The following is a 25,561-nucleotide window of genomic DNA, read 5'->3' on the forward strand; positions in this document are numbered from 1 at the left end:
ATCCTCATCGCAAAGGAGCATGGTCATGGCAGTTATCTCACTCATCGCTGGAAGCGTATTGGGCTGGCTCGTTGCGGCGGGTGCCTTGATTGCGGGCACTTTGGCGTCAACGGCATTGATCGTCTTTCTCCTTACCAGCCTGTCTTTTACCGCCATCACGCTTTACGCCGCCAGCACAAGATTGCCGCAACAGGCGTGAAAAAACACGCGTGAACCATTCGCATGGTCCGCGCGCGATATTTTGCCGATGGCTTTCCTTGGCTAAAGCAGAACGCTGATGACCAAAAGGTTGGGAATTATGAACACGGCGGCAATGCAAATCAGCTTTGCCCAGTGTGACGCCATTCGAAACGATTTATTCTCTTCCAGAGCATCGCCATAGGCCATTGCCGCGAATAAAAGCGCGCCAGATTGTCCGTTTTCGATCAAGCGGTTACGCTCGATCTCTGCGCGGGCTTCGGCGTAGCGCGCGTCCAACGATTGCTGTTCTGTCTTGGCGGCGGCCCTCGCGTCCAAACCTGACATGTTCACTCTCCCTGAAGTCAAAGACCCCCTAATGATGGCTTCGTTGGAAACTAAGACAACCCCGTTTCATGTCAAAGCGACGGTGCGGCTTTTTTCTTGCGTCGAAATTGGAATCACCTGAAAACTTGTGGGGCAAAGTTACCAATATCGACCACTGCTCCGACACGGCTCAGTTAAGCGATTTTGACTGACCGAGCCCGTCGTGCCGTCTTGCCCGGCGGAAGACAAGACAGACAGGAGTAGAACGGATGGCCACTGGCACCGTCAAATGGTTCAATACGACTAAAGGTTACGGCTTCATTGCACCCGAAGGGGGCGGCAAGGATGTCTTTGTACATATCTCTGCAGTCGAACGGTCCGGTCTGACCGGACTCGCCGATGATCAGAAAGTGACCTACGATCTTGAAGCAGGTCGCGACGGTCGCGAAGCAGCGATCAACATTTCGCTCGCCTGACCCGCGATCAGGACTGGGTCCAGTCCAACATCCCTGGCCTCGGCGATGTTCAATCGGCCATCAGGCCAAGGCGGAAACAGGCCACGGGCGGCGTCGCTGTCGCCCGTAAAACATTGCTTGCCGTCATATGGTCCAGAAGCAATGCCCGGCCATTGCTGCCAACTCAGACACATCCAAGATCAGGAAGACCCGCCCGTGCATCAATCCGACGCGCGTTCGGCCAATTCCGCAACCGCTGGCCCCATCGCCTCGACGATCAGGTCCACGCCTTGGGCATTGGGGTGAATCCCGTCCATCTGCATCACGTCCCGCAATTCAGCCGGTGTATCCCCGACGCTGTATAACCCTTCGAAAAAACGCGGGAAATAAAGCGCATCGTAGTCCTTGGCCAGTTCAGGGTACATCGCGTCGAACTCGGCTTTGTAATCGGGTCCGTAATTTCCGGGCGCTTCCATCCCCACCACGAGAACCTCAAGATCATTCTCCTGTGCCACCTTGAGGATACCCTCCAGATTGGCCCGTGACACTGCCGGATCCAGCCCACGCAAAAGGTCATTGCCCCCAAGCGCCACGATCAGCGCTTCCGTCGCCGGGGTCAAAGACCATGCTACCCGTGACAGGCCACCCGCCGTCGTATCACCCGAGACCCCGGCATTGACCAAACGCACATCTAGCCCTTGCTCTTCGAGCCAGTTGCGCATCTTTGGGACAAAGCCATTATCGTCGATCAACCCGTAACCCGCCGTCAGGCTGTCGCCCAACGCAATGATTTCAACAGGCTCTGCCCGTGCGGCCGTTACTGTGCACAGACACACAGCCACCATGTACACCTTGCTCAGCATCCGCGACGCCCCATATGTGAATGAACGAAACATGATAAAGCACCGCCCCCTATGACCCAGCCAGTTCTCGACCTCAAAGATGTCACGCTCAGCCTCAAGGGCAATGCCGGAATGGTCGAGATCCTGCACGGGATCACCCTTTCTGTTCACAAGGGCGAGACTTTGGGCCTCATTGGCCCATCCGGATCGGGGAAATCCTCGCTGTTGATGGTGATGGGTGGGTTGGAAAATGCCACGTCGGGCAGCGTTGTGGCCTTGGGGCAGGACCTGACCGCGATGGACGAAGACGCCATGGCGCGCTTTCGTCGCGATCACATGGGTGTTGTGTTCCAGTCCTTCCACCTGATTCCCACGATGACAGCTTTGGAAAACGTGGCGACACCGTTGGAGCTGGCAGGCGAAAAAGACGCTTATGTCCGCGCGCAGGCAGAGCTCAAGGCGGTTGGTCTGGAAAGCCGTGCCGACCATTACCCGGCGCAGATGTCGGGCGGTGAACAGCAACGCGTCGCTTTGGCGCGCGCCTCTGTCACCCGTCCGGAAATCCTTTTGGCGGACGAACCGACCGGAAATCTGGATGGCGTGAACGGTCAGGCGATCATCGACCTGCTTTTTGATCTGCGGGACCGACATGGTGCAACGCTGGTGCTGGTGACGCATAGCCGCGAACTTGCGGCCAAATGCTCTCGGGTGGTTCGGTTGACCGATGGTCATATTTCTGATGGCGCGATGAAGGCGGCCGAATAATGGCCCTTGCAACTGCGGCTCGTTTCGCCCGTCGTGAATTGCGCGGTGGCCTCAAAGGTTTTCGCATTTTCCTCGCCTGCCTTGCATTGGGTGTCGCCGCGATTGCGGGCGTTGGGTCTGTACGGTCTGCCATCCAGTCCGGTCTCGAAGCGCAGGGATCCATCCTTCTTGGGGGCGACGCCTCGGTTGAATTCACCTACCGCTTTGCCGAACCGGACGAGCGCGCCTATCTCGAAAGCATTTCCACCGGACTCTCTGAAATCTCTGATTTCCGGTCCATGGTTGTGCGCGATCCGGACGGCGATGCCGAGCGTGCGCTGACACAGGTCAAATCCGTGGACGAGGCATATCCGCTTACCGGTGAGGTCATCCTTGATCCACAAATGGCCCTGGCCGATGCGTTGGAGGGCAACGGAACGCACCCCGGCGCAGTCATGGCACCGCTGCTTGCTGATCGTCTGGGGTTAAGCCCTGGTGACAATTTTCGCCTTGGCACGCAGGATTTCATCCTGTCAGCCATCCTGGTCCAAGAGCCGGACAGTTCCGCAACCGGCTTTTCCCTTGGACCCCGCACATTGGTGACGACAGACGCCCTGCGCGCCGCTGGCCTGCTGCAACCCGGCACGCTTTACGAAACCGAATACCGCCTGCTGCTGCCACCAAACCCGGATCTCGACGCGCTGGAAACTGCAACCGAGTCGGCATTTCCAAACAGTGGCCTGCGCTGGCGTGATGCCCGAAATGGCGCGCCCGGAGTGGCGCGCTTTGTTGAACGGCTCGGCGCATTTCTGATCCTTGTCGGCCTTTCAGGGCTTGCCGTGGGCGGTATCGGCGTCTCAGCCGCGGTGCGCGCGTATCTTGCGGGCAAGACCTCTGTGATTGCGACCCTGCGCACCCTTGGAGCGACCCGCGCCACGATCTTCCAGACCTATTTCCTTCAGATCGGTGTGCTGAGCCTGCTGGGCATCGCCATCGGCCTTGTGCTGGGAGCCCTTGTTCCCATCCTCTTTGGCCCGTTGATCAGCGCCTCGCTGCCGGTGCCTGCGATCTTCACGATCCATCCCGCCCCCCTGATCGAAGCCGCCCTTTATGGTATCCTGACGGCGCTGGTCTTTACCCTTTGGCCCCTCGCCCGCACCGAAGACATTCGCCCCGCGATGCTTTTTCGGGACGCGCTTGACGGGGCCAGGATCCTGCCCGCGTGGCGCTATGTGATTGCCACATTGGTGTTGCTGGCTCTGCTTGTCGGTGTCGCATCGCTCTTTTCCGGCAGCCCCTTCCTGACCCTGTGGACCGCAGGTGGCCTGATCGGCGCGCTTGTGGTGCTGGTTCTGGCCTCCATCGCCATTCGCTGGCTTGCCAAACGGTCGGGCAAGGCCACACGCGGGCATCCGGTCTGGAGGTGGGCACTGGCATCCATTGGCGGCCCTCGCGATGCGGCTGCGCCGGTTGTGCTGTCGCTTGGCCTTGGCCTTTCGGTCCTCGCCGCTGTGGGCCAGATCGACGGCAATCTGCGCACCGCCATCGACCGGGATTTGCCCGAGGTCGCACCCGCCTACTTCTTTGTCGACATTCAGCCCGACCAGATGCCGCAATTCCGCGAGATCCTGGAGAACGATCCAGCTGTGGCCCGGATCGACAGCGCCCCGATGCTGCGCGGAGTCCTGTCGCGCATCAATGGCCGCCCGGCACGCGAAGTCGCCGGGGATCATTGGGTTGTAACCGGCGACAGAGGCATCACCTACGCCACCGCGCCGGACGCAAACACCCGCGTGGTCGCCGGCGAATGGTGGGCCCCTGACCACGACGGCCCACCCGAGGTCAGCTTTGCCATCGAAGAGGCCGAGGAAATGGGTCTCAGCCTTGGGGACGAGCTTACCGTGAACGTCCTTGGGCGTGACATCACCGCGACAATTACCAGTTTCCGCGATGTGGACTTTTCGACTGCTGGCATGGGTTTCGTGATGACCCTGACACCCAATGCCCTGGAAGGGGCGCCACATACGTTCATCTCGACCGTCTACACTCCGCAGCAAGACGAGGCCCGCATCCTGCGCGAATTGGCCACCGCTTTTCCCAACATCACCGCGATCTCGGTGCGCGACGCGATCGACCGCGTCAGCGTCCTTCTCGAAGGCATCGGCGCGGCCGTGCGCTGGGGCGCCGCCGCGACATTGCTGACCGGCTTTCTTGTCCTGATCGGAGCCGCTGCCGCAGGTGAAGGCGCGCGCACCTATGAGGCTGCTGTGCTGAAGACACTTGGTGCCGGCCGCGCCCGCATTCTCCAGAGCTTTGCACTCCGCTCGGCCCTTTTGGGCGGAGCTGCGGGCCTTGTTGCCCTTGGCGCGGGTATCCTGGGCAGTTGGGCGGTCATGACCTTTGTCATGGACAGCAGCTTTGCCGTCGTCTGGCCTTCCGCTCTTGGCATTGTGGTTGGCGGTGTGATGGCGACCCTGCTTGCGGGCCTGATCTTTGCCTGGCGGCCCCTTGCTGCGCGCCCTGCGCAGGTTCTGCGCGCACGGGAATAACAATCGCGAGACTGGCGAAAAGGCCGGACAAATGGCGATATGACACCTTGCCCCGCAGCCATTCCCTTGGCATGCCCTTCGCAACAGCCGCAACAAACCGAGTCACCTCATGTCCGATAGTTTGCCCATGACGATCCCCGCGCCGCTGACCCAGGCTCAGCGCACCCAGATCATCAACCTTGTCCGCCGGACCGCGCGCGCAGAAATCCTGCCCCGGTTCCGCACGCTTGGCACCAGCGATATCGACCAGAAATCCGGCCCGATGGATGTGGTCACAGCCGCCGACAGGGAAGCGGAAAAAATGATCGTGCGCGGGCTTCTGGCGATGTTCCCGAATGCGCTCATGGTCGGCGAAGAAACCATGACCGAAGAAAAGATCGCCGCGCTGGCAGACGCAGAGATGGGCTTTACCATTGATCCGGTGGACGGCACCTGGAACTTTGCGCACGGCCTTGCGACATTCGGCGTGATCCTGTCGATGACCCGATTTGGCGTGCCGGTCTTTGGCCTGATCTACGACCCGGTCACGGACGAACTGCTGATCGCCGACGAAACAAGCCATGCCCATGTCATTGCACCCCGCCGCCCGGCGCGGTCGGTTTCGGTGTCAAAAGGGGGCCCGATCGAAGAACTGAGCGGCTTTGCGTCGTTCTACAACCTGCCAGAGCCGAAACGCCCGCAAATGACGAATCTCATGACCCGGTTTCAGCGGCTCTATATGCTGCGCTGCGCGGCACATGAATTCAGGATGGTTGCCTTGGGTCACGTCGATTTTGTGCTCTGCTCCAATCTGACACCTTGGGATCACGCCGCAGGCGCGTTGATCGTGCGGCGTGCTGGCGGGCATGTCGCGTGTCTTGATGGATCGGACTACCGTGCCCAGATGCGCTCCGGTTACCTGCTTTGCGCGCCTGATGCGGCGACATGGGGCCGGATCAGGGATGCGATGTCCTTCTTGCTGGAAGACGACACCAAGAAATAGCTACGCTCCGACAAACACGCTGCATCTTCACTGCGCCAGAACCACGTCCAACCGGATATCCATATCCTGCTCAACGGCGTCCACCAGGTAATGTGCGACACTGGCGCGCGAAATCAGGCCATTGCGCCATGAGGATGCGTCCCGCAACACGCGATATCGCTCGGACCGCGCTCCTCTGGTCAGGATCACGGGGCGCACAATCGTCCAATCCAGCGCCGATTCCGTGATCAGCGCCTCTTGCCTGTCCTTGTCGGCGTAGGGTCTCCCCAAAACGGCGCGATGCCCCGCACGTTCGACCCAGCTCATCGCGGATTTACTGCGCCCCGCACCGAACCCGGTGACCGCAACCAGACGCGCCACTTCTGCCTTGGCCATCTGGTCCAGCAACACACGGGTCGTCTCGGAAAAAAGGGTCTCGGTCTCCCACAACATGGACACCCGCTCTGTGATACCAAGCGCATAGATCACAGCGTGCACCCCGAACAGCGCATTGGCCACATCATTCGGATTTCTCGCATCCCCGACAAAAGGCTCGATCAGATCGGATGGCTCAATCGTGTCCGCACTGCGCGCAAAAGCCCGCACCGAAAGCCGCCGACCCACGGCCTCTTCCATGACGCACCGCCCGATGCCGGACGTCGCGCCCATGATCAGGATCCGCGCACTCATCTTGGATTGTCCTCGCAACACGTCGCAAAGCACCACTGCTGCGAAAGACACACCATGTGGAAAAGATCGCCGCGATTTGCCGCAACTGTCACCACGGGGATTGCAGCTTGCGCGGCGGCAAAGGCCTTGCCCCCGGCGCGCTGCATCAGATTCTCAAGGAAGCAATATAAGCGTGTCATATCGGTGAAACGTAGCGCAGGACACCGGGTTGCACAGGGCGTGCAACTTTTTCGCCAACGCCGGCCAAGGCGGGCAAATCTGCCCGCCCCGCATGACATAGCTACTCCGCCGCCTCGGCGTAATCTTCCATCGGCGGGCAGGTGCAGACCAGATGCCGGTCGCCATAGACGTTGTCCACACGGTTGACCGGAGGCCAGTACTTGTCCACCCGGAAAGCCCCCGGAGGAAAACACCCCTGTTCCCGCGTATAGGGCCGGTCCCAGTCCTTCACGAGGTCCTCCATCGTGTGAGGAGCCAGTTTCAGCGGATTCACCTCTGCATCCATCCGACCCTCTTCGATGGCGCGGATTTCCTCGCGGATTGCCAGCATCGCATCACAGAAACGGTCCAGCTCTGCCTTGGTTTCCGACTCCGTCGGCTCCACCATCAGCGTTCCCGCAACCGGCCAGCTCATCGTCGGGGCATGGAACCCGCAATCCATCAACCGTTTTGCGATATCTTCCACGGTGATCCCGGCGGATTTCTCGAACGGGCGGACATCCAGAATGCACTCATGCGCCACCCGCCCGTCTTCTCCCCGATACAGCACGTCGAACGCCCCTTCCAACCGCGTCGCGATGTAATTGGCGTTCAGGATTGCCACACGCGTCGCCTGTGTCAGCCCTTCACCGCCCATCATCAGGCAATAGGCCCAAGAGATCGGCAAAAGCGACGGCGACCCGAACGGAGCGGCGCTCACGGCACCCTCGCCTTGCAACGGATGCGACGGCAGATGTGCCACCAGATGGGCCTTCACCCCGATCGGCCCCATGCCCGGCCCGCCGCCGCCATGCGGGATGCAGAACGTCTTGTGCAGGTTCAGGTGGCTGACATCGCCCCCCAGATCGCCCGGCCGCGACAGACCGACCATCGCGTTCATGTTCGCCCCGTCGATATAGACCTGCCCACCATGATCATGGGTGATCTGGCAGACCTCTTTCACGGTCGTCTCGAACACACCGTGGGTCGACGGATAGGTGATCATCGTCCCGGCAAGATGCTCTGAATATTGCTCGGCCTTGGCCCGAAAATCGACCAGATCAATCGACCCGTTCACATCGCATTTTATCGGAACAACTTTCCAGCCCACCATTTGCGCAGACGCCGGGTTGGTCCCGTGAGCGTTCACCGGAATAAGGCAGATATTGCGATGCCCCTGCCCGTTCTCGCGGTGAAATCCCGCAATGGTCAGAAGTCCCGCATATTCGCCCTGCGCCCCGGAATTGGGCTGCATCGAAATGGCGTCATAGCCTGTGATCGCACAAAGCTTGTCATTCAAGTCCGCGATCAGGTCCCGATATCCCGTGACCTGATCATCCGGGACATAGGGGTGAATATCCGCAAATTCACGCCAGCTGACCGGCATCATCTCGGCCGCCGAATTAAGCTTCATCGTGCAGGACCCCAGCGGGATCATCGCCCGGTCCAACGCCAGATCCCGGTCCGCCAGACGCCGCATGTAGCGCATCATTTCGGTTTCGGCCCGGTTCATGTGGAAGACATCGTGCTGGAGATACTCGGATTTGCGCAGCAAGGCATCCGGCAAACGGTATTCCGGTGTCAACGAGTCGTCCCTCTGAAGCAACCCAAACGCCCGCCACACGGCCTCGATCGTTGCGGGACGGGATTTCTCATCCATCGAGATGCCGATCTTGGTCTTGCCCACCGGACGCAGGTTCAACCCCTCACGCACAGCCGCCTGCAACACCCCGCGCTGCAAAAGGCCGACATCTACAGTGATCGTGTCGAAATATGCCTCCGGCTCCACCTTGAAGCCTGCCGCCTCAAGCCCCTTGGCCAGCCGGACCGTCTTGCGATGGATACGCTGCGCAATTGCGCGCAGGCCCTTGGGTCCGTGAAATACAGCGTAAAACCCGGCCATGACGGCCAGCAACGCCTGTGCCGTGCAGACATTCGACGTCGCTTTTTCCCGACGGATATGCTGTTCGCGCGTTTGCAGCGACAGTCGGTAGGCCTTGTTCCCGTGACTGTCGATGGACACCCCGACAATACGCCCCGGCATCGAACGCTTGAAGGCGTCTTTCGTTGCCATATACGCCGCATGTGGACCACCATAGCCCAACGGGATCCCGAAGCGCTGGGTCGACCCGACGGCGATATCCGCCCCCATTGCACCGGGCTCTTTCAACAGGCACAGCGCCATTGGGTCCGCAGACATGATCGCCACCGCGTCCGCCGCGTGCAGCGCCGCGATGTCATCGGTGAAATCGCGCAGATGGCCATAGGTGCCCGGATACTGGAAGATCGCGCCGAACACGGCGCCTGTGTCCATCTGGGACACATCCCCGACAATCACCTCGATGCCCAGCGGCGCTGCGCGGGTCTTCATGACCGAGATGTTCTGCGGATGGCAGTTCTCATCGACAAAAAACGCGCGCGCCTTCGATTTCGCCACCCGTTGCGCCATCGTCATCGCTTCGGCGCAGGCCGTCGCCTCGTCGAGCAGCGACGCGTTGGCAATCTCAAGCCCGGTCAGGTCGCTGACCATCGTCTGATAATTCAGCAACGCCTCAAGACGGCCTTGCGAGATCTCGGGCTGATAAGGCGTGTAGGCCGTGTACCAGGCGGGGTTCTCGAAGATGTTGCGCTGGATCGCAGGAGGAGTGACGGTGTCGTGGTAGCCCATCCCGATCAGCGAGGTCAGAACCGTGTTTCGCGACGCCGTTTCATGCATGTGAAACAACAGCTCGCGTTCCGACAGGGCCTTGCCAAAGTCGAGCGGAGTCGCCTGCCGGATGCTGGCCGGCACCGTCTGGTCGATCAACTCATCGAGCCTCGACACACCCAGCACTGCCAGCATATCCGCCATCTCCACCGGAGACGGGCCGATATGCCGCCGATTGGCGAAATCATACGGCAGATAATCAGTGGCATCATAACCCATTGGAACGTCTCCCAGACTGTCGGAACGGCGCACCGTCCCCTGCTTCTTCTTTTCAAAAATATGCCCGCCCAACGCGGCTTGACCTGCACGCCGCCGGATCAAGGGTGATCGGGCGGGGTTGCCCCCGCCACACCGATTTCAACCAATGAATTTCTTGTAGGCAGCCTCATCCATCAGATCATCCATCGCGGACATGTCCTCGATCTTCATCTTGAAGAACCACGCATCCCCCTCGGGATCATCGTTGACCTTGCTCGGCTCATCCACCAGCACCTCGTTCACCTCGGTGATTTCGCCATCCAGCGGCGCAAGGATGTCGGACGCGGCCTTGACCGACTCGATCACCACGATCTCGTCGTCCTTGCTGACGGTTGTTCCCGGATCGGGCAGTTCGACAAACACCACATCACCCAGTTGCTCGGCCGCATGCGCCGTAATTCCTACAACCACTTCGTCCCCTTCGACGCGCAGCCATTCATGCTCTTCTGTGAATTTCATAGTTCCCTCTTGGTCAGATTATCGTTTGAACCCTGCCGCGACGAAGGGCAGGGATGCAACTGTGACAGGAAGGCGCTTGCCCCTGACCTCGCCAAAAAGCGCGGTTCCGTCACTTGCATGAGCCGTTTCGACATATCCCATGGCAACCGGGGCATTGACGCTGGGGCCAAAACCGCCTGATGTGACAACGCCGATCGGGTCTGCATCGGTCTCGTTGGCGAAAAGGGCGGTGCCTTCGCGCATCGGCGCGCGGCCCTCGGGCTGCAAGCCGACCCTGCGCCGTTTCGTGCCATCCGTCATCTCGCTCAGAACACGCTCCGAACCAGGGAACCCACCTGCGCGCCCGCCACCCGAACGGCGGGCTTTCTGCATTGCCCAGGTCAGGGCAGCCTCGACCGGAGATGTCGTCGCGTCGATGTCATGGCCGTAAAGGCACAAGCCCGCTTCAAGACGCAGCGAATCGCGTGCGCCAAGGCCAATGGCCTCCACGTCCTCGTGCGCCAGCAACGCCTGCGCCACCCCTGTGGCGGCTGCCACAGGTACGGATATCTCATATCCGTCTTCCCCGGTATATCCGGACCGCGACACCCAGCATTCTGCCCCCGCCAACGGCACTGTCGCCACATCCATGAACCGCATTTCGGCCACCATCGGATGATGCTCGGCCAGAACCGCCTCGGCTTTCGGCCCCTGCAAGGCCAACAACGCGCGGTTCTCCAGAAGTTTGACCGTCACCTCCAGCTCGAGAGCCGCACGCATCCGCGCCACGTCGGCCTCCTTGCAGGCGGCATTGACCACCACAAACAGATGATCGCCCCGATTGGCGAACATCAGATCATCGTCGATTCCACCTGCATCATTGGTGAAGAACCCATAGCGCTGCCGACCTTCACCCAAGCCAAGCACATCCTGGGGAATCAGCCGTTCCAGCGCGGCCTTGGCGGCTTCGGGATCTTCGGCGCGCAAGATCACCTGACCCATATGGCTCACATCGAACAGCCCTGCTGCCGCGCGGCAATGCAGATGCTCTTTCATCACGCCCAATTTGTATTGAACAGGCATGTCATAGCCCGCAAACGGCACCATCTTCGCGCCAAGCGAAACGTGCAGATCGTAAAGAGGTGTGCGTTTCAGATCGCTCACACGGCATCCCTTCCTGTCCAACCGGGTGCATGTGAAACCACAACCGGCATATTCCAAATCGCGCCAAAGCGCGTTCGTCCTATGCCCCCTCTGTCCTTTCGCCTGAGATCGTTATCCCTTCGGCGTTCCGGGTCAGGCCCGAAATCTCTCCAGAGTCTATGTCCGCGACGGTCCGTCTGCCTGAGAGTTTCCGGGGGCGGTTGCTCCTTCGGCACCGGTCGAACCGGTTCTCCCATCGTGGATGTATGCAGTGGTAGACCGTTTTCGGAATGGCCTCAAGGGGGCAAAAAGGGGTCAAACTGCCAAAGCGGCTTCGCGTGCCGCACAGGCCGCCTTGGGGTTCAGGATGTCCAGCAAATCAAGGTTATCGCAGAGCAACGCTTCCAGGGTGATCGGATCAAGAGACCTGTAAAACGCTTCAACCGCATCCGTCAGCGCAGTTCGAAGGCGACAGGCCTCGGTCAGGGGACAGGTGTTGTCCACGTCGGCAAAACACTCGGCCAGGGGAACCGGCGCTTCCAGAACGCGAAACACTTCACCAATATTGATCTGATCCGCAGGACGGCCAAGCGACAGCCCCCCGTTGCGGCCACGTTGCGTATGAAGGAACCCAAGCTGCGCAAGCTGGTTGATCACCTGCGCCAAATGGTTTTCAGAGGCGTTACATCGTTTGGCAATTTCCGCCTTGGTCGCAAGCCGCCCGGTATTGGCGGCGCAAAACATGAGGACACGCATCGCAATGTTGGTTCGTTTGGTGACACGCAAATCAGGCATCCTTTCAGATCAATTGGCCAAACCTACCCGTTCATGCAAAGTTGTCTTTGATATACATCAACCAATCGTGAGCATGCTTTCACTGTGAAACACCCGCATTTCTTTGGCTACGGATCGCTGGTCAACCGCAACACACACGCGTTCACACCGATCCACCTCTCTCAGATCACCGGCTGGCGTCGGATCTGGCGGCGTGCCCCGAACCGGCCAGCAGCGTTCCTGTCGGTGATCGCGGACTCGTCGGCGCAAATAGATGGTGTGATCGCGCCGGTGCCGAATGATGATTGGGTCGCGCTGGATGCGCGCGAATATTCCTATGATCGGATTGCCGTTACCGACCTGGTTCAACACACTGCGGCAGACGTGCGCGACATTTCGATCTACGCCATCCCACCGGACACTTCGGCGCGGCCAGACGCGGATCATCCGATCCTGCTAAGCTATGTGGACGCCGTGCTGCAAGGTTATCTGCGTGAATTCGGAGAGGCTGGGGCGACCCGGTTCATTGAAACCACTGAAGGTTGGGACACGCCTGTCCGAAATGACCGCGCGGCGCCGATCTATCCACGGGCACAGACCTTGTCCGTGCAAGAGCGCACCCTTGTCGACGACATGCTGGCCACCGCCCGTGCAAAGGTCATATCCTGATGCGGGAACGCATATTGCTCTGGCTCAAACGGTTGTGGCACAGGCCGGGAGTCCGCATCTCGATCTTCGGCATGGCCGCTCTGGCGATTGCCGCGCTGGCACCGTTTTTCGACCGCTCGATCCCAGCCGATCTGAAGGACCGCCTGCCGCCCGAGACGGTGCTGCCGATCCTGAATATCCTCGCCTCCTCGATGCTGGCGGTCACGACCTTTTCGCTGGGCATCATGGTGCAGGCGTTCCGCGCCGCCGCCGGTCAGGCCACACCGCGCGCCTATCGAATCCTGATGCAGGACATGACCACGCAGAACGTTCTGTCGGTCTTTGTCGGCGCGTTCCTGTTTTCGCTGTCGGCCATCGTGATGTTCCGCGCCGGGCTTTACGGCGAAGGCGCGTCGGTCGTGGTGTTCGGCATGACGCTGGTCTGCATCCTGCTCATCATCATCGCGATCCTGCGCTGGATCGCCCATCTCAGCCTTCTGGGCAGCATGGATCACACGCTGATGAAGGTGGAAGCCGCCGCGAAGCCACCGCTGAATCAGATGGCCGACGCGCCCAATCTCGGAGCCCGCCCTGCCGAAGATGCGCCAAAAGCGCCGGATCAGGCGGCGACCATCTTTGCGCCGCGCTCGGGCTTCGTGCAGCATATCAGCATGGCCGCGCTTGATGAAAAGCTTGATCAGGCGGGGGCGACACTCTGGGTATTGGCCCCACCGGGGCGCTGGGTTCTCGAAGGCATGCCGCTGGCCCGCGTGTTGGGTGATGCGAACCTTGGATTGCTCGCCGAGGAGTTCACCATCGGCGACGACCGCAACCACGAACAGGACGCCCGCTTCGGCCTCGTGATCCTGTCCGAGATCGCCTCGCGCGCGCTGTCACCCGGCGTCAACGATCCGGGCACCGCGATCGACGTCATTCACCGTTTGGAACGGGTGCTTTGGGATCTGGGCCTCCGCATGACCGCCGACGACCGCAAGACCGAACCGCGCTATCGCAATGTGATTGCCGGCAAAGTGTCTGCGTCGGACCTGCTGCAAGACGGTTTTGCGGCCCTGATGGAGGATGGTGGCGGGCGGTTCGACGTGATGTCACAGGTGTTGAAAGCGAGCAGTCGCCTCTCTCGCAGCGACTGGCAGGAGTTGTCGGACGCTGCGCGTGCGACGCAGGAGCGCGCACTGACAATCATTGATCGTCGTATCGGTGATCCGGAAACCGCAGAACGCCTGAAGGGCAAGGCAAACGCCTAGCCCTTCGCCAGTTTCCGCGCCGGAATGGTTTGCAAGAGCGGCAGCAGGTCGACCATCTCTGGCCCGCGTTCCTGCCCCGTGATCGCCTTGCGCAGCGGCATGAACAGACCCTTGCCCTTGCGACCCGTCGCCTCTTTCACGGCGTTGGTCCAGCTGCTCCAGGTCTCTGGCCCAAGCGGACCTTCTGGAAGCAGCGCCATCGCTTCGGCGACGAAATCCTTGTCCTCATCCGCAACCATCGGCTCGGCCCCCTCGACGCACAATCTCCACCAACCGGCGATGTCATGGCGTGTGGTGATATTGTCCCGCGCGACATTCCAGAACGCCTCGGCCTTGTCCTCGGGCACCCCCATCGCAAGCAGATCACCCTTGATCGCGGCGTAATCCAGACCATGCAGCTTGCGCGCGGTCAGCGGGAAAAGATCCTGAACATCGAACTTTGTCGGAGCCGATCCGAACTGGTCCAGATCGAACCCATCTGCGATTTCGTCCAGCGACACCCGCAATTCGACCGGCTGGCTGGACCCAAGCCGCGCCATCAGGCTCAACAGCGCTTCGGGTTCGATCCCCTGTTCGCGCAGATCGCGCAGCGCCAGCGTACCAAGCCGCTTGGACAGCGATTCCCCCTGCGGCCCGGTCAGCAGCGAATGGTGTGCAAAGGATGGCACCGTGCCGCCCAGCGCGCGGATGATCTGGATCTGTGTCGCTGTGTTGGTCACATGGTCCGACCCGCGCACGACATGGGTCACACCCATTTCAGTGTCATCGACAACCGAGGCCAGCGTATACAGAATTTGCCTGTCGGCCCGGATCAAGACCGGATCACTGACGCTGGCCGCATCAATCGAGATGTCGCCCAGAATGCCATCTGTCCACTCGATCCGTTCCTGATCCAGCTTGAAGCGCCAGACACCATCGCCCCGTTCGGCCCGCAATGCGTCGCGCTCTTCGTCGGACAGCGCCAGCGCCGCACGGTCATAAACCGGCGGCTTGCCCATGTTCAGCTGCTTCTTGCGCTTCAGGTCCAACTCGGTCGGCGTCTCGAACGCTTCGTAGAACCGGCCCATCTCGCGCAGTTTGTCCGCAGCCTCGTGATAGCGATCCAACCGTTCAGACTGCCGCTCCACCCGATCCCATGTCAGGCCCAGCCACTCCAGATCCCGCTTGATCCCGTCAACATATTCTTCTTTCGACCGCTCGGGATCGGTGTCGTCGATGCGCAGGATGAACGTCCCGCCGGATTTCCGGGCAATCAGAAAGTTGAACAAGGCGGTGCGCAGGTTGCCGACATGGATGTAACCGGTGGGCGACGGCGCAAAACGGGTGGTGGTCATGGGGTGCATCTCCTGTTGGGTCGCGCTTTCACATAACCGGATGGTTTTGTCCAGAAAGCCGCGCATCAAGGCGGCAGGGCAACGCCCTGTCACGAAGACGTGACTGGACGCGCCTGCGCAAAGTCTGCCGCTATTTCCCAATTCAGGTCAATCAGGAGGGATCACAATGTCCGAGTTTTCAATGTCGCGCCGCGCACTGCTTGCCGGGGCCGCGGCCATTCCAATGGCGTCCGGTCTTGGCGTCGGCTGGGCAAGCGCCGCTGGCCATATGCAAGGCGCGCAAATTCCGCGCGTGAGCCGGTTTGGCGTGGGCGATTTCGAGGTCACGACACTGCTTGTCGGAAGCCGGACCGTGGAAGAGCCCCAAGGCATCTTCGGCATGAATGTCGACGCGGATGAATTTGCAACCGTCTCGTCCGAGGCCCGTATCCCGATCGACAAGACCCAGTTCTTTTTCACTCCCACGCTGGTGAACACCGGATCGGAACTGATCCTGTTCGACACCGGCCTGAATGGCGCGGCGACGGCTCAGGCGGTGGAAATGGCAGGCTATTCTGCCGATGTGGTCACCCATGTGGTTCTGACCCACATGCACGGGGACCATATCGGTGGATTGATGACCGATGGCGCCGAAACCTTCGGCAATGCCGCCTACATCACGGGTCAGGCGGAATTCGACCACTGGTCCGGCACCGACAACGAAGGCTTTGCGAACAACGTGAAACCGCTGGCGGAAAAAATGTCCTTCCTCGCAGACGGCGGCAGCGTCACCTCCGGGATCACCGCGATGGCTGCATTTGGACACACGCCGGGTCACATGACCTACATGCTCGACAGCAACGATCAGCAGTTTCTGATCTTCGCCGATGTGGCCAACCACTATGTCTGGTCGTTGGCCCATCCCGATTGGGAGGTGCGCTTTGACATGGACAAGGCCGCCGCCGCCGCGTCTCGCCGAAACGTGCTGGGCATGCTGGCGGCTGATGGGGTGCCGTTCATCGGGTATCACATGCCATTCCCCGGAGTCGGCTATGTCGAAACGCGCGGTGACGGTTTCCACTACATGCCGCACAGCTATCAACTGTTGCTCTGATCCAGCCTTGACGCGGTCACCCAGTGCGGTGCTGATACGCGCATGACCGCGCAAGACGATATCGACGACATCACACGCTACGCCGAGGCAGCCTTCCAACGGCTGCCTTTGCCGTTTCGCGATCTGTGTCAGGACGTACTGCTCGAGGTCACGGACTGGCCCGATCCCGACATCCTTGATGAACTTGACATCGAGGACCGCCTTGATCTGACCGGACTGTACGAGGGCATTCCCGTCACGCTGAAATCGAACGTCGATCCGTCGCCCTATCCTGACAGGGTCTGGCTGTTTGCCGAACCTATTCTGAACGAATGGCGCGACCGGAAATCGGTGACGCTTGAGGATCTCGTCACACACATCGTTGTCCACGAAATCGCCCATCATTTCGGGTGGAGCGATGCCGAGATTTCCCAGATAGACCGCTGGTGGGAATAGGCGGCAAGGCATTTTGAAATGCCTTGGTCCAAGCCCGTTCAAACGGGCTTTCCGCTCAACTCGGATCGCGCCAGCGGTTGACGATCGGATAGCGCCGATCCAGCCAGAACGCCCTTTTTGACAACCGTGGGCCGGGGGCCGACTGAAAACGTTTGTATTCGCTGATGTAAAGCAGGTGCTCGATCCGTTTGGCATCAGCGCGGTCATACCCCGCCGCAACGCAATCCGCGATGGAGCCGTCGTCGTCGACGAGGATCTGAAGGATACCGTCCAGCACCGGGTAATCGGGCAGCGAGTCGCTGTCTTTCTGATCTTCGCGCAGTTCGGCCGAAGGTGGTTTGGTGATGATCGCGTCCGGGATCACCTCGCCGTCCGGTCCCATCATCCAGGCGCGGTGGTTCAGGTTGCGCCAGCGGCACGCATCGAACACGCGGGTCTTGTACATGTCCTTGATCGGATTGTACCCGCCCGCCATGTCGCCATAGATTGTGGCATACCCCACAGCGACTTCGGACTTGTTGCCGGTGGTCAAAAGCATCTCGCCGAACTTGTTGGAAAGCGCCATCAGCAGCAGGCCGCGAATACGGGACTGGATGTTTTCTTCGGTCAGGTCCGGTTTCGTGCCTTCGAACAAAGGCGCCAGCGTTTCCGTCACTGCATCGCGGGTTTTACCAATTGGTAAAAAATCGTACCGGCAGCCAAGGGTCTCGGCCACCGCTTTGGCGTCGTCCAGAGATCCTTGCGAGGTGTATTCCGAGGGCAGCATCACGCAGCGGACATTTTCGGCCCCCAGCGCATCAACCGCAATGGTGGCAACGATGGCCGAGTCGATCCCGCCCGACAGGCCAAGCAGCACCTTTTTGAACCCGGTCTTGGCCATGTAATCGCGCAGCGCGGTGACCATGACGCGGTAGTCCTGCTCCATTTCTTCGGGATGCTGGGTAAAATCGCCATCCTTGGCGCGCCAGCCCGCATCGGTGCGTTCCAGATCGACATGGCTGATCACCTCGTCGAAAATCGGCAATTGCACCGCAGGCACGCCGCCGGGATTGAGTACGAACGACCCGCCGTCAAAGACCTGATCGTCCTGACCGCCGACCATGTTCAGGTAGATGAGCGGCAACCCGCTTTCCACAACGCGGGCGACCATGTGGTTCAGGCGTGTCTCGAACTTGTCGCGGAAATAGGGCGAGCCATTGGGAACAAGGATGAACTCAGCGCCGCTTTCCTCATGCGCTTCAACCACGTCCGGGTACCACGCATCTTCGCAGATGGGCATGCCGATGCGTACGCCGTTCACCGAAACCGGCCCCTGCATCATGTCGCGCGAAAAATGGCGCACCTCGTCGAAGACGTTGAAGTTGGGCAGGAAATACTTGTGGACCACGGATGCAATCCGACCATTCTGCAAAACGAAATAGCTGTTGTGCAGCTTCAGGTCCTCGCCCACACTTGGCCCACCGATGCACAGCGCAGGCCCATCGGCGCAGGCTTCGGCCAAGGCGGTCAGCTCGGCCTGTACGGCAGCCACAAAAGCCGGTTTGATGATCAAGTCCTGCGCCTGATAGCCGGTGATGAACATCTCGGGCAGCGCCACGAGGTCGGCCCCTGCCGCCTTGCCTGCGTCCCATGCGGCACGCGCTTTGGCGGCATTGCCCGCCAGATCGCCCACGGTAGGGTTCAACTGCGCCAGAGTGATGCGAAACCGGTCCGCCATGGGGACATCTTCCTTTGCCGATATCGCCGGTGACATAGCAGAACCCCGCGCGAGGGAAAGCATCTTGTCGGATAAGACATTGTCTGACCCCGCCGCCTCGCTTAGGTTTCGTGAAAGGGTCATGGCAACGGACATGAGTGGGATAGCAGACAGATGAGACCACGCAGCAAAGTCATTCTGGGTGCAGCGATCGTGCTGGCCTTCGCACAGGGCGCTTTGGCGCAGGATGGCGAGGTTCAGACCAAGCAGTATGACGATGGGGGGGTGTACGAAGGCACATTTCAGAACGGCCTTCAGCACGGCACCGGAACCTATCGTCTGCCAAACGGCTATGAATACACCGGCGACTGGGTAGACGGCGAGATTCGTGGTGACGGCGTCGCGCGTTTTCCAAACGGGTCGGTCTACGAAGGCCAGTTCGCCAAGGGCAAACCCGAGGGCATCGGCAAGATCGTGTTTGCCGATGGGTCCACCTACGAAGGCTCGTGGCTTGACGGCAAGATCACCGGCCAGGGTGTGGCGCTTTATGCCAATGGCGTGCGCTACGAGGGGTCGTTCCGCAACGCCCTGCACCACGGTCGCGGCACGATGCAAAGCCCCGGCGGTTACGTCTACGACGGCGACTGGGTCAACGGAGTCAAGGAAGGCAACGGGACGATCACCTATCCCGACGGATCGCTTTATGAAGGCCGCGTTGCGGATGGCGACCGCGAAGGGCAAGGCAAGCTGACCATGCCCGATGGCCTGATCTACGAGGGCGCGTGGAAAGACGGCCAGATCGACGGCAACGGCACGCTCACGCAATCCAACGGAGACATCTACGAAGGCGCATTGGTGGCAGGCCGCCGTGATGGGCAGGGCAAGGTCAGCTATGCCAATGGCGACATCTATGACGGAGAGTTCAAGGACGACCTGCGCCACGGTCAGGGCACGTTCATCGGCACCGATGGCTACCGCTACGAAGGCGCATGGGTCGCCGGCCAGATCGAAGGGCTTGGCAAAGTCACTTATCCGGACGGCTCTGTCTACGAAGGTCAGTTCCGCGGCGATCTTGCCAATGGCGAGGGCCAGATCACCTATCCGGACGGTTCGACCTACGAAGGCGACTGGGTCGATGGTGTGATCGACGGCCAGGGACGCGCGGTTTATGCCAACGGGCTGGTCTATGAGGGCGACTTCAAGAACGCCCGCAATCACGGCGTCGGCACTATGACCTACCCTGATGGCTACAAGTACGAAGGCGAATGGCAAGATGGCCAGCGCCACGGCCAAGGCACAGCCACCTATACCGACGGCACGGTGTATGTCGGACAGTTCGAAGACGGCCAACGCCACGGACAAGGCGAGATCACCATGGCTGACGGGTTCAAATACTCCGGCGAATGGGCCAATGGCGAGATCAGCGGCCAGGGAGTCGCCACCTACGCCAATGGCGACGTCTATGAGGGCACGTTCCTCGACGGAAAACGCCAGGGCACCGGAACCATGCGGTATGCGTCAGGCGAAGAAGCCACCGGCGAATGGATCAACGGTGCGCTCACGGATGGCTGACCCCGTTTGGGATTTTCGTCAACCTGAACCTGAGAAGTGTCGGCTGTGCTAGCGCCCGGTCGTTCTGATTGGACCTGCACGCCGTCCTGAAGACGCCGTCACCCGACCGCCCGCGGAACAGGATTTCTCGTCCCGGCTCAATCCACGGTCACGAACCGCGCCCCGCCGGAACGTTGTCCCACGGTGACCCGCTTGGCCCCGACCGACACTGGCGCGCGGGCGGCATCGTTGCGCATCTCGCGCATCAGGGTGCCGACCACCAGTGGCAGAGACATGCCAATCGCCTCTTTCTCGCGACCCGGCGTTTCCGACATCATGGAAATCACCGACACGATCCGCAGACGTCCCTGTTCGTTGACGAAAACCGGCGCGCCTGATGATCCGAACGTCACGTCACAATCAAACGTCATCAAGCCGCCCAGATAAGTGCCCTTGTGGCGGCACCCGGATTCGCGTTGCAAAGACGTGTTGCGCCCGCGCCCGTAGGACACCAGCGTCACCTGCCCGTTTGCGACCAGATTTGTATGAACCTTGAAGGGTTCGGCCTCGGTGCTGAAGACCGGGCTGTCCAGACGCAACAGTGCCAGATCGCTCTGCACCTTTTCGGTCAGCGACGCCGCACCCCCGGCGCGATAGCCCTTTGCCACGACGATCTTGGTGATCCCGCGCGATGCGGCCGTATGGCCGTGGGTGTATCCCGCATGAAACCGCATGGGGTCGCTTGGCAGAACCTGCCCGCTGGCGTCATCGACAACACAATGTGCGGCGGTCAGCACCAGATCCTTGGCAATCAGCGTGCCGGTACAGGTGCCGCGCCCCAGATCAAGCCGACCGACCCCTTCCCAGCCAAGCAGTTCGCCCCGGTTGTCCAGCCTGTCCCGCTCCTGCGCGGTGAGTGACATTGGCGTCAGCGCAAGCGCAATACTGATGACAAACCGAAGAAACCCCATCGCGAACCGCCTTCCCAGCACATTTCACAGAATGGCAGGCTATCGGACCGAGATGGCACAAGATGGGCAGGTTTGCGTCAACCAGATGCAACTTTGCTGCTGGAAAGACCTCAGACGAACTGTTCGCGGATCAGCCGTTCCTCAAGCCCGTGGCCCGGATCGAACAACACACGGTGCGCGATCGACGGTTCAGAGCGGATATCCACCTGAACCACATCGCGCACGGCGCGCGCATCCGCCTCGGCCATCACCGGACGTTTGTCCGGGTCCAGAACGTCGAACGTGACCTGTGCCGTCTTCGGCAACAAAGCGCCCCGCCACCGCCGTGGTCGAAACGCCGCCATGGCGGTGAGAGCCAGGACATCCGACCCGATCGGCAGGATCGGCCCGTGCGCGGAATAGTTATAGGCCGTGGACCCGGCAGGAGTCGCCACCAGTGCGCCGTCGCAGACCAGTTCCGACATCCGCACCTTGCCATCGACGCTGATCCTCAATCGCGCCGCCTGTGGCCCGGCCCGCAAAAGCGACACCTCGTTGATCGCAAGGGCCCGCTGGATCGACCCGTCTTTTGTCACGGCCATCATCGACAACGGATTGATCACCTCTTCCTCGGCTTCGGCCAGACGCTCTTCCAGATCGTGCTCGGAATACTCGTTCATCAGGAAGCCTACTGTCCCGCGGTTCATCCCATAGACAGGGGCCGCCAGATCCTGTGTCCGGTGCAACGTGGCCAACATGAAGCCATCCCCGCCGAGTGCGACAATCACATCCGCACCGTCTTCGGTGTGATCTCCGTAGCGACGGGTCAACCCCGCCTTCGCGGCCTGAGCAATCGGCGCGGAACTGGCAGCAAAAGCGATGCGCAATGACATGAGAAGTTCGATCCTATCGGGGGCATCCCGTTCCGAAACAATCACAAACACCTTCCGCGCGCCAGCCATGGCGCGGCTTTGTTGCATCTGGTCGCTTTCCCATCTTTGCCTTTTGCCGCAATTCGGATACGTAGCCGCCTAATTCACACCCGCTTCAAGGAGGCCCCGCCCATGAACGCCCCGCACCGCGAAACCGGTTTTTTCACCAAATCCCTGGCCGACAGTGATCCGGACCTGTACCAGTCGATCACCGATGAACTGGGCCGCCAGCGCGACGAGATCGAGCTGATCGCCTCGGAAAACATCGTCAGCCGCGCCGTGATGGAGGCGCAGGGGTCGGTGATGACCAACAAATACGCCGAAGGGTATCCCGGTCGTCGCTATTACGGCGGCTGCCAGTTTGTCGACGTGGCCGAGAACCTTGCTATCGAGCGTGCTTGCAAACTCTTTGCATGTGAGTTTGCAAATGTGCAGCCCAATTCGGGATCGCAAGCCAACCAGGGCGTGTTCACCGCGCTTTTGAAACCCGGCGACACGATCCTTGGCATGAGCCTTGATGCCGGTGGTCACCTGACCCATGGCGCTGCGCCGAACCAGTCGGGCAAGTGGTTCAACGCGATCCAGTACGGTGTGCGCAAGGAAGACAACCTGCTGGACTACGACCAGGTTCAAGCGCTGGCGACCGAACATCAACCCAAGCTGATCATCGCCGGTGGTTCGGCCATCCCGCGCCAGATCGACTTTGCCAAGATGCGCGAAATCGCGGATTCGGTGGGTGCGTACCTGCATGTGGACATGGCGCATTTCGCCGGTCTGGTGGCGGCGGGCGAACACCCCAGCCCGTTCCCGCACGCGCATGTGGCAACCACAACCACGCACAAGACCCTTCGCGGCCCGCGCGGCGGCATGATCCTGACCAATGACGAGGCGCTAGCCAAGAAATTCAACTCGGCCATCTTCCCCGGCATTCAGGGCGGTCCGCTGATGCATGTGATCGCGGCCAAGGCGGTTGCCTTCGGCGAAGCGCTGCGCCCCGAATTCAAGACCTACCAGCAGAACGTCATCCGCAACGCGCAGGCGCTGTCGGACCAGTTGATCAAGGGTGGTCTGGACACCGTGACCCACGGCACCGACACCCATGTCGTGCTGGTTGACCTGCGTCCCAAGGGCGTGAAGGGCAACGCAACCGAAAAGGCACTGGGCCGCGCGCATATCACATGCAACAAGAACGGCGTGCCGTTCGATCCGGAAAAGCCAACCATCACATCGGGCATTCGCCTTGGCACACCTGCCGGCACGACGCGCGGGTTCGGTGAGGCCGAGTTCCGCCAGATCGCGGATTGGATCATCGAGGTGACTGACGGTCTGGCCGCCAATGGCGAGGATGGAAATGCCGCGGTCGAGGACAAGGTGCGCGGCGAAGTCGCCGAAATGTGCGCCCGCTTCCCGATCTATCCCGACCTCTGAGCAGGGAACACGATGCGTTAACGCATCGTGGAGTTTCCGTTGACGGAAACTCTTGCGGCCCGCCCCTAAACCCACGGGATTTGTTATTAACCAAAGAAGCACAGGACGCCCTCGACACCGGGGGCGTCTTTTTTTCTTTGATGACTTTTCTTTTGGGATTTGCCGCGTATAGTCGCGCCCATGACACGTTTGGCCCATACCGCAACCCTGCCGCGCTTTAGCGCGCCTCTTGCGCTGGCCACCCGTCTTCTCCTAATCCGCCTCTGAGCGCGGCCGACCCGGCGCGACCGCTCAGAGGATGACCGTTTCGCGCCGACGGATTTGGACAAGACAGAAAGATCAAGACAATGACACAGACTGATAAAGACCGCGTGGTGATCTTCGACACCACCTTGCGCGACGGCGAACAATCCCCCGGCGCCACCATGACCCATGACGAAAAGCTCGAGATTGCCGAGCTTTTGGATGATATGGGCGTGGATATCATCGAGGCCGGATTTCCCATAGCCTCCGAAGGCGATTTCCGTGCGGTGAGCGAGATCGCGAAGCGTTCCAAGTCGGCCGTGATCTGCGGGTTGGCGCGGGCGCAACTGCCGGACATCGACCGCTGCTGGGAGGCGGTGCGCCATGCGAAACAGCCGCGCATCCACACCTTCATCGGCACCTCGCCGCTGCACCGCGCGATTCCAAACCTCACACAGGACGAGATGGCCGAGCGGATCGAACAGACCGTGACCCACGCGCGCAACCTGTGTGACAACGTGCAATGGTCGCCGATGGATGCCACGCGCACCGAATGGGATTACCTCTGCCGCGTGGTCGAGATCGCGATCAAGGCCGGGGCCACCACCATCAACATTCCAGACACCGTCGGGTATACCGCACCGGTGGAAAGCGCAGACCTGATCCGCCGGTTGATCGAAACCGTGCCGGGTGGTGACGAGGTCATCTTTGCCACCCATTGCCACAACGACCTTGGCATGGCGACCGCCAACGCGCTGGCCGCCGTACAAGGCGGCGCACGACAGATCGAATGTACGATCAACGGTCTGGGTGAACGCGCGGGCAACACCGCGCTGGAAGAGGTGGTGATGGCGCTTCGTGTGCGCAACGACATCATGCCGTATCACACCGGCGTCGATACGAAGAAGATTATGCACATCTCGCGCCGCGTGGCGACGGTGTCGGGCTTTGCGGTACAGTTCAACAAGGCCATCGTCGGCAAGAACGCCTTCGCGCATGAAAGCGGCATCCACCAGGACGGCATGCTCAAGAATGCAGAGACCTTTGAGATCATGCGCCCCGAGGATGTGGGCCTTGCGGGCACCTCGTTGCCGCTGGGCAAGCATTCGGGCCGTGCTGCGTTGCGCGCCAAGCTCAGGGAACTGGGGACCGAGGTGGGTGACAACCAGCTCAAGGACATCTTTGTGCGGTTCAAGGATCTGGCCGACCGCAAGAAAGAGGTGTTCGACGACGACATCCTTGCGCTTGTGACCGCCACCACCGAAGGCGATGATGCGTTGCAACTGGTGAACCTCAGTGTCGTCTGCGGCACCGGCGGCCCGGCACAAGCAACGCTTGAAATGGAAATCAACGGCGAGGACATGTCAGCGGTGAGCGAAGGTGACGGACCGGTGGATGCGTCCTTCAAGGCGATCCGCATGTTGCACCCGAACAAGGCTCGGTTGCAGCTCTATCAGGTCAACGCCGTGACCGAAGGCACCGATGCGCAGGCCACCGTGAGCGTGCGTCTGGAAGAGGACGGGATGATCGCCACCGGCCAGTCGGCGGATACCGATACCGTTGTGGCCTCGGCCAAGGCCTATATCCACGCGCTCAACCGGCTGATCGTGCGGCGCGGCAAGACGGGCAAGGACGTCAAGGAAATCTCGTATAGGGATGTGACCTGAGCAAAGCGGTGCGTGCAAGCACACACCCTACGTCGGGTGCGGTGCTTGCGCGCTCC

General features: G+C 60.7%; 23 protein-coding genes and 2 riboswitches. Of the genes, 12 read left to right on the top strand and 11 right to left on the bottom strand.

Going from position 1 to position 25,561, the window contains the following annotated elements; translation table 11 throughout:
• Window positions 1–25 precede the first annotated feature (25 nt).
• A complete protein-coding gene (locus ACTIEN_RS00750; protein ID WP_439521182.1) occupies window positions 26–199 on the top strand; it encodes a hypothetical protein in 174 nt (57 codons plus the stop codon).
• Between the two features lie 62 nt (window positions 200–261).
• Here ACTIEN_RS00750 and ACTIEN_RS00755 read toward each other — a convergent pair whose 3' ends face one another.
• Entirely contained in the window at window positions 262–525 is a 264-nt protein-coding gene (locus ACTIEN_RS00755; protein ID WP_439521183.1) for a hypothetical protein, read from the bottom strand.
• 248 nt (window positions 526–773) lie between these two features.
• On the opposite strand from ACTIEN_RS00755, the gene ACTIEN_RS00760 reads away from it, so the two are divergent.
• Window positions 774–980: a cold-shock protein gene (locus ACTIEN_RS00760; protein ID WP_439521184.1), complete on the top strand. Its 207-nt coding sequence runs from the start codon at window positions 774–776 to the stop codon at window positions 978–980.
• Window positions 981–1,180: 200 nt separating this feature from the next.
• On the opposite strand, the gene ACTIEN_RS00765 is transcribed toward ACTIEN_RS00760, so the two are convergent.
• Window positions 1,181–1,855 (bottom strand): arylesterase, encoded by a 675-nt coding sequence (locus tag ACTIEN_RS00765; protein WP_439521185.1) that lies wholly within the window; start codon window positions 1,853–1,855, stop codon window positions 1,181–1,183.
• Between the two features lie 18 nt (window positions 1,856–1,873).
• On the opposite strand from ACTIEN_RS00765, the gene ACTIEN_RS00770 reads away from it, so the two are divergent.
• From ACTIEN_RS00770 to ACTIEN_RS00780, 3 genes are all read left to right on the top strand, one after another.
• Complete coding sequence (locus tag ACTIEN_RS00770; protein WP_439521186.1) at window positions 1,874–2,566, top strand: ABC transporter ATP-binding protein; 693 nt, start codon at window positions 1,874–1,876, stop codon at window positions 2,564–2,566.
• The gene (locus tag ACTIEN_RS00775; RefSeq protein WP_439521187.1) at window positions 2,566–5,094 is read left to right on the top strand and encodes an ABC transporter permease; all 2,529 of its coding nucleotides are present in this window, start codon (window positions 2,566–2,568) and stop codon (window positions 5,092–5,094) included. The genes ACTIEN_RS00770 and ACTIEN_RS00775 overlap by 1 nt, the downstream gene beginning before the upstream one ends.
• A gap of 109 nt (window positions 5,095–5,203) precedes the next feature.
• Window positions 5,204–6,076, top strand: a complete 873-nt coding sequence (locus ACTIEN_RS00780) for an inositol monophosphatase family protein (protein WP_439521188.1) — start codon at window positions 5,204–5,206, stop codon at window positions 6,074–6,076.
• A 27-nt stretch (window positions 6,077–6,103) separates the two neighbouring features.
• On the opposite strand, the gene ACTIEN_RS00785 is transcribed toward ACTIEN_RS00780, so the two are convergent.
• The 5 genes from ACTIEN_RS00785 to ACTIEN_RS00805 form a co-directional block, all read right to left on the bottom strand.
• Complete coding sequence (locus ACTIEN_RS00785; protein ID WP_439521189.1) at window positions 6,104–6,745, bottom strand: NAD(P)-dependent oxidoreductase; 642 nt, start codon at window positions 6,743–6,745, stop codon at window positions 6,104–6,106.
• Between the two features lie 280 nt (window positions 6,746–7,025).
• Window positions 7,026–9,869, bottom strand: coding sequence for an aminomethyl-transferring glycine dehydrogenase (gene gcvP, locus ACTIEN_RS00790; protein ID WP_439521190.1), 2,844 nt, complete (start codon window positions 9,867–9,869; stop codon window positions 7,026–7,028).
• A 138-nt stretch (window positions 9,870–10,007) separates the two neighbouring features.
• Window positions 10,008–10,367 (bottom strand): glycine cleavage system protein GcvH, encoded by a 360-nt coding sequence (gcvH, locus tag ACTIEN_RS00795; protein ID WP_439521191.1) that lies wholly within the window; start codon window positions 10,365–10,367, stop codon window positions 10,008–10,010.
• Between the two features lie 18 nt (window positions 10,368–10,385).
• Complete coding sequence (gcvT, locus tag ACTIEN_RS00800) at window positions 10,386–11,510, bottom strand: glycine cleavage system aminomethyltransferase GcvT (RefSeq protein ID WP_439521192.1); 1,125 nt, start codon at window positions 11,508–11,510, stop codon at window positions 10,386–10,388.
• Between the two features lie 88 nt (window positions 11,511–11,598).
• Window positions 11,599–11,665: riboswitch (glycine riboswitch) on the bottom strand.
• Between the two features lie 3 nt (window positions 11,666–11,668).
• A riboswitch (glycine riboswitch) is annotated at window positions 11,669–11,755 on the bottom strand.
• 49 nt (window positions 11,756–11,804) lie between these two features.
• Window positions 11,805–12,275, bottom strand: coding sequence for an RrF2 family transcriptional regulator (locus tag ACTIEN_RS00805; protein ID WP_439521193.1), 471 nt, complete (start codon window positions 12,273–12,275; stop codon window positions 11,805–11,807).
• A 93-nt stretch (window positions 12,276–12,368) separates the two neighbouring features.
• Between ACTIEN_RS00805 and ACTIEN_RS00810 the strand changes: the two genes are divergently transcribed.
• Entirely contained in the window at window positions 12,369–12,932 is a 564-nt protein-coding gene (locus tag ACTIEN_RS00810; RefSeq protein ID WP_439521194.1) for a gamma-glutamylcyclotransferase family protein, read from the top strand.
• Window positions 12,932–14,176 carry a DUF2254 domain-containing protein gene (locus ACTIEN_RS00815; RefSeq protein WP_439521195.1) on the top strand — a complete coding sequence of 415 codons (1,245 nt, stop codon included), beginning with the start codon at window positions 12,932–12,934 and terminating at the stop codon, window positions 14,174–14,176. The genes ACTIEN_RS00810 and ACTIEN_RS00815 overlap by 1 nt, the downstream gene beginning before the upstream one ends.
• Here ACTIEN_RS00815 and gltX read toward each other — a convergent pair.
• Entirely contained in the window at window positions 14,173–15,510 is a 1,338-nt protein-coding gene (gene gltX / locus ACTIEN_RS00820) for a glutamate--tRNA ligase (protein ID WP_439521196.1), read from the bottom strand. The genes ACTIEN_RS00815 and gltX overlap by 4 nt on opposite strands.
• Before the next feature lie 166 nt (window positions 15,511–15,676).
• Here gltX and ACTIEN_RS00825 point away from each other — a divergent pair, with 166 nt between their 5' ends.
• Together ACTIEN_RS00825 and ACTIEN_RS00830 are read left to right on the top strand one after the other, a co-directional pair.
• Window positions 15,677–16,603: an MBL fold metallo-hydrolase gene (locus tag ACTIEN_RS00825; protein ID WP_439521197.1), complete on the top strand. Its 927-nt coding sequence runs from the start codon at window positions 15,677–15,679 to the stop codon at window positions 16,601–16,603.
• Between the two features lie 42 nt (window positions 16,604–16,645).
• On the top strand, window positions 16,646–17,038 hold the full coding sequence (locus ACTIEN_RS00830) for a metallopeptidase family protein (protein WP_439521198.1): 393 nt from the start codon (window positions 16,646–16,648) through the stop codon (window positions 17,036–17,038).
• A 55-nt stretch (window positions 17,039–17,093) separates the two neighbouring features.
• On the opposite strand, the gene ACTIEN_RS00835 is transcribed toward ACTIEN_RS00830, so the two are convergent.
• Window positions 17,094–18,755, bottom strand: coding sequence for an NAD+ synthase (locus tag ACTIEN_RS00835; protein ID WP_439521199.1), 1,662 nt, complete (start codon window positions 18,753–18,755; stop codon window positions 17,094–17,096).
• Window positions 18,756–18,908: 153 nt separating this feature from the next.
• Between ACTIEN_RS00835 and ACTIEN_RS00840 the strand changes: the two genes are divergently transcribed.
• Complete coding sequence (locus ACTIEN_RS00840; protein ID WP_439521200.1) at window positions 18,909–20,306, top strand: MORN repeat-containing protein; 1,398 nt, start codon at window positions 18,909–18,911, stop codon at window positions 20,304–20,306.
• A gap of 137 nt (window positions 20,307–20,443) precedes the next feature.
• Here the strand turns inward: ACTIEN_RS00840 and ACTIEN_RS00845 are convergent, their stop codons facing one another.
• A complete protein-coding gene (locus ACTIEN_RS00845; RefSeq protein WP_439521201.1) occupies window positions 20,444–21,256 on the bottom strand; it encodes a trypsin-like serine peptidase in 813 nt (270 codons plus the stop codon).
• A gap of 110 nt (window positions 21,257–21,366) precedes the next feature.
• Window positions 21,367–22,128: an NAD kinase gene (locus ACTIEN_RS00850; RefSeq protein WP_439521333.1), complete on the bottom strand. Its 762-nt coding sequence runs from the start codon at window positions 22,126–22,128 to the stop codon at window positions 21,367–21,369.
• A gap of 171 nt (window positions 22,129–22,299) precedes the next feature.
• Between ACTIEN_RS00850 and glyA the strand changes: the two genes are divergently transcribed.
• Both glyA and ACTIEN_RS00860 read left to right on the top strand, forming a co-directional pair.
• On the top strand, window positions 22,300–23,595 hold the full coding sequence (gene glyA, locus ACTIEN_RS00855; RefSeq protein ID WP_439521202.1) for a serine hydroxymethyltransferase: 1,296 nt from the start codon (window positions 22,300–22,302) through the stop codon (window positions 23,593–23,595).
• A 347-nt stretch (window positions 23,596–23,942) separates the two neighbouring features.
• On the top strand, window positions 23,943–25,505 hold the full coding sequence (locus ACTIEN_RS00860; protein ID WP_439521203.1) for a 2-isopropylmalate synthase: 1,563 nt from the start codon (window positions 23,943–23,945) through the stop codon (window positions 25,503–25,505).
• Window positions 25,506–25,561 lie beyond the last annotated feature (56 nt).

The sequence above is a fragment of the Marivita sp. genome (genome assembly GCF_051859345.1).
Classification (GTDB): Bacteria; Pseudomonadota; Alphaproteobacteria; order Rhodobacterales; family Rhodobacteraceae; genus Marivita.

What these genes read in the sequence shown, in the direction of transcription:
- ACTIEN_RS00750 (WP_439521182.1), top strand. Translation starts at nt 26, where the DNA reads ATGGCAGTTATCTCACTCATCGCTGGAAGCGTATTGGGCTGGCTCGTT.
- ACTIEN_RS00755 (WP_439521183.1), bottom strand. Translation starts at nt 525, where the DNA reads ATGTCAGGTTTGGACGCGAGGGCCGCCGCCAAGACAGAACAGCAATCG.
- ACTIEN_RS00760 (WP_439521184.1), top strand. Translation starts at nt 774, where the DNA reads ATGGCCACTGGCACCGTCAAATGGTTCAATACGACTAAAGGTTACGGC.
- ACTIEN_RS00765 (WP_439521185.1), bottom strand. Translation starts at nt 1,855, where the DNA reads ATGTTTCGTTCATTCACATATGGGGCGTCGCGGATGCTGAGCAAGGTG.
- ACTIEN_RS00770 (WP_439521186.1), top strand. Translation starts at nt 1,874, where the DNA reads ATGACCCAGCCAGTTCTCGACCTCAAAGATGTCACGCTCAGCCTCAAG.
- ACTIEN_RS00775 (WP_439521187.1), top strand. Translation starts at nt 2,566, where the DNA reads ATGGCCCTTGCAACTGCGGCTCGTTTCGCCCGTCGTGAATTGCGCGGT.
- ACTIEN_RS00780 (WP_439521188.1), top strand. Translation starts at nt 5,204, where the DNA reads ATGTCCGATAGTTTGCCCATGACGATCCCCGCGCCGCTGACCCAGGCT.
- ACTIEN_RS00785 (WP_439521189.1), bottom strand. Translation starts at nt 6,745, where the DNA reads ATGAGTGCGCGGATCCTGATCATGGGCGCGACGTCCGGCATCGGGCGG.
- gcvP (WP_439521190.1), bottom strand. Translation starts at nt 9,869, where the DNA reads ATGGGTTATGATGCCACTGATTATCTGCCGTATGATTTCGCCAATCGG.
- gcvH (WP_439521191.1), bottom strand. Translation starts at nt 10,367, where the DNA reads ATGAAATTCACAGAAGAGCATGAATGGCTGCGCGTCGAAGGGGACGAA.
- ACTIEN_RS00815 (WP_439521195.1), top strand. Translation starts at nt 12,932, where the DNA reads ATGCGGGAACGCATATTGCTCTGGCTCAAACGGTTGTGGCACAGGCCG.
- gltX (WP_439521196.1), bottom strand. Translation starts at nt 15,510, where the DNA reads ATGACCACCACCCGTTTTGCGCCGTCGCCCACCGGTTACATCCATGTC.
- ACTIEN_RS00825 (WP_439521197.1), top strand. Translation starts at nt 15,677, where the DNA reads ATGTCCGAGTTTTCAATGTCGCGCCGCGCACTGCTTGCCGGGGCCGCG.
- ACTIEN_RS00830 (WP_439521198.1), top strand. Translation starts at nt 16,646, where the DNA reads ATGACCGCGCAAGACGATATCGACGACATCACACGCTACGCCGAGGCA.
- ACTIEN_RS00835 (WP_439521199.1), bottom strand. Translation starts at nt 18,755, where the DNA reads ATGGCGGACCGGTTTCGCATCACTCTGGCGCAGTTGAACCCTACCGTG.
- ACTIEN_RS00840 (WP_439521200.1), top strand. Translation starts at nt 18,909, where the DNA reads ATGAGACCACGCAGCAAAGTCATTCTGGGTGCAGCGATCGTGCTGGCC.
- ACTIEN_RS00845 (WP_439521201.1), bottom strand. Translation starts at nt 21,256, where the DNA reads ATGGGGTTTCTTCGGTTTGTCATCAGTATTGCGCTTGCGCTGACGCCA.
- ACTIEN_RS00850 (WP_439521333.1), bottom strand. Translation starts at nt 22,128, where the DNA reads ATGTCATTGCGCATCGCTTTTGCTGCCAGTTCCGCGCCGATTGCTCAG.
- glyA (WP_439521202.1), top strand. Translation starts at nt 22,300, where the DNA reads ATGAACGCCCCGCACCGCGAAACCGGTTTTTTCACCAAATCCCTGGCC.
- ACTIEN_RS00860 (WP_439521203.1), top strand. Translation starts at nt 23,943, where the DNA reads ATGACACAGACTGATAAAGACCGCGTGGTGATCTTCGACACCACCTTG.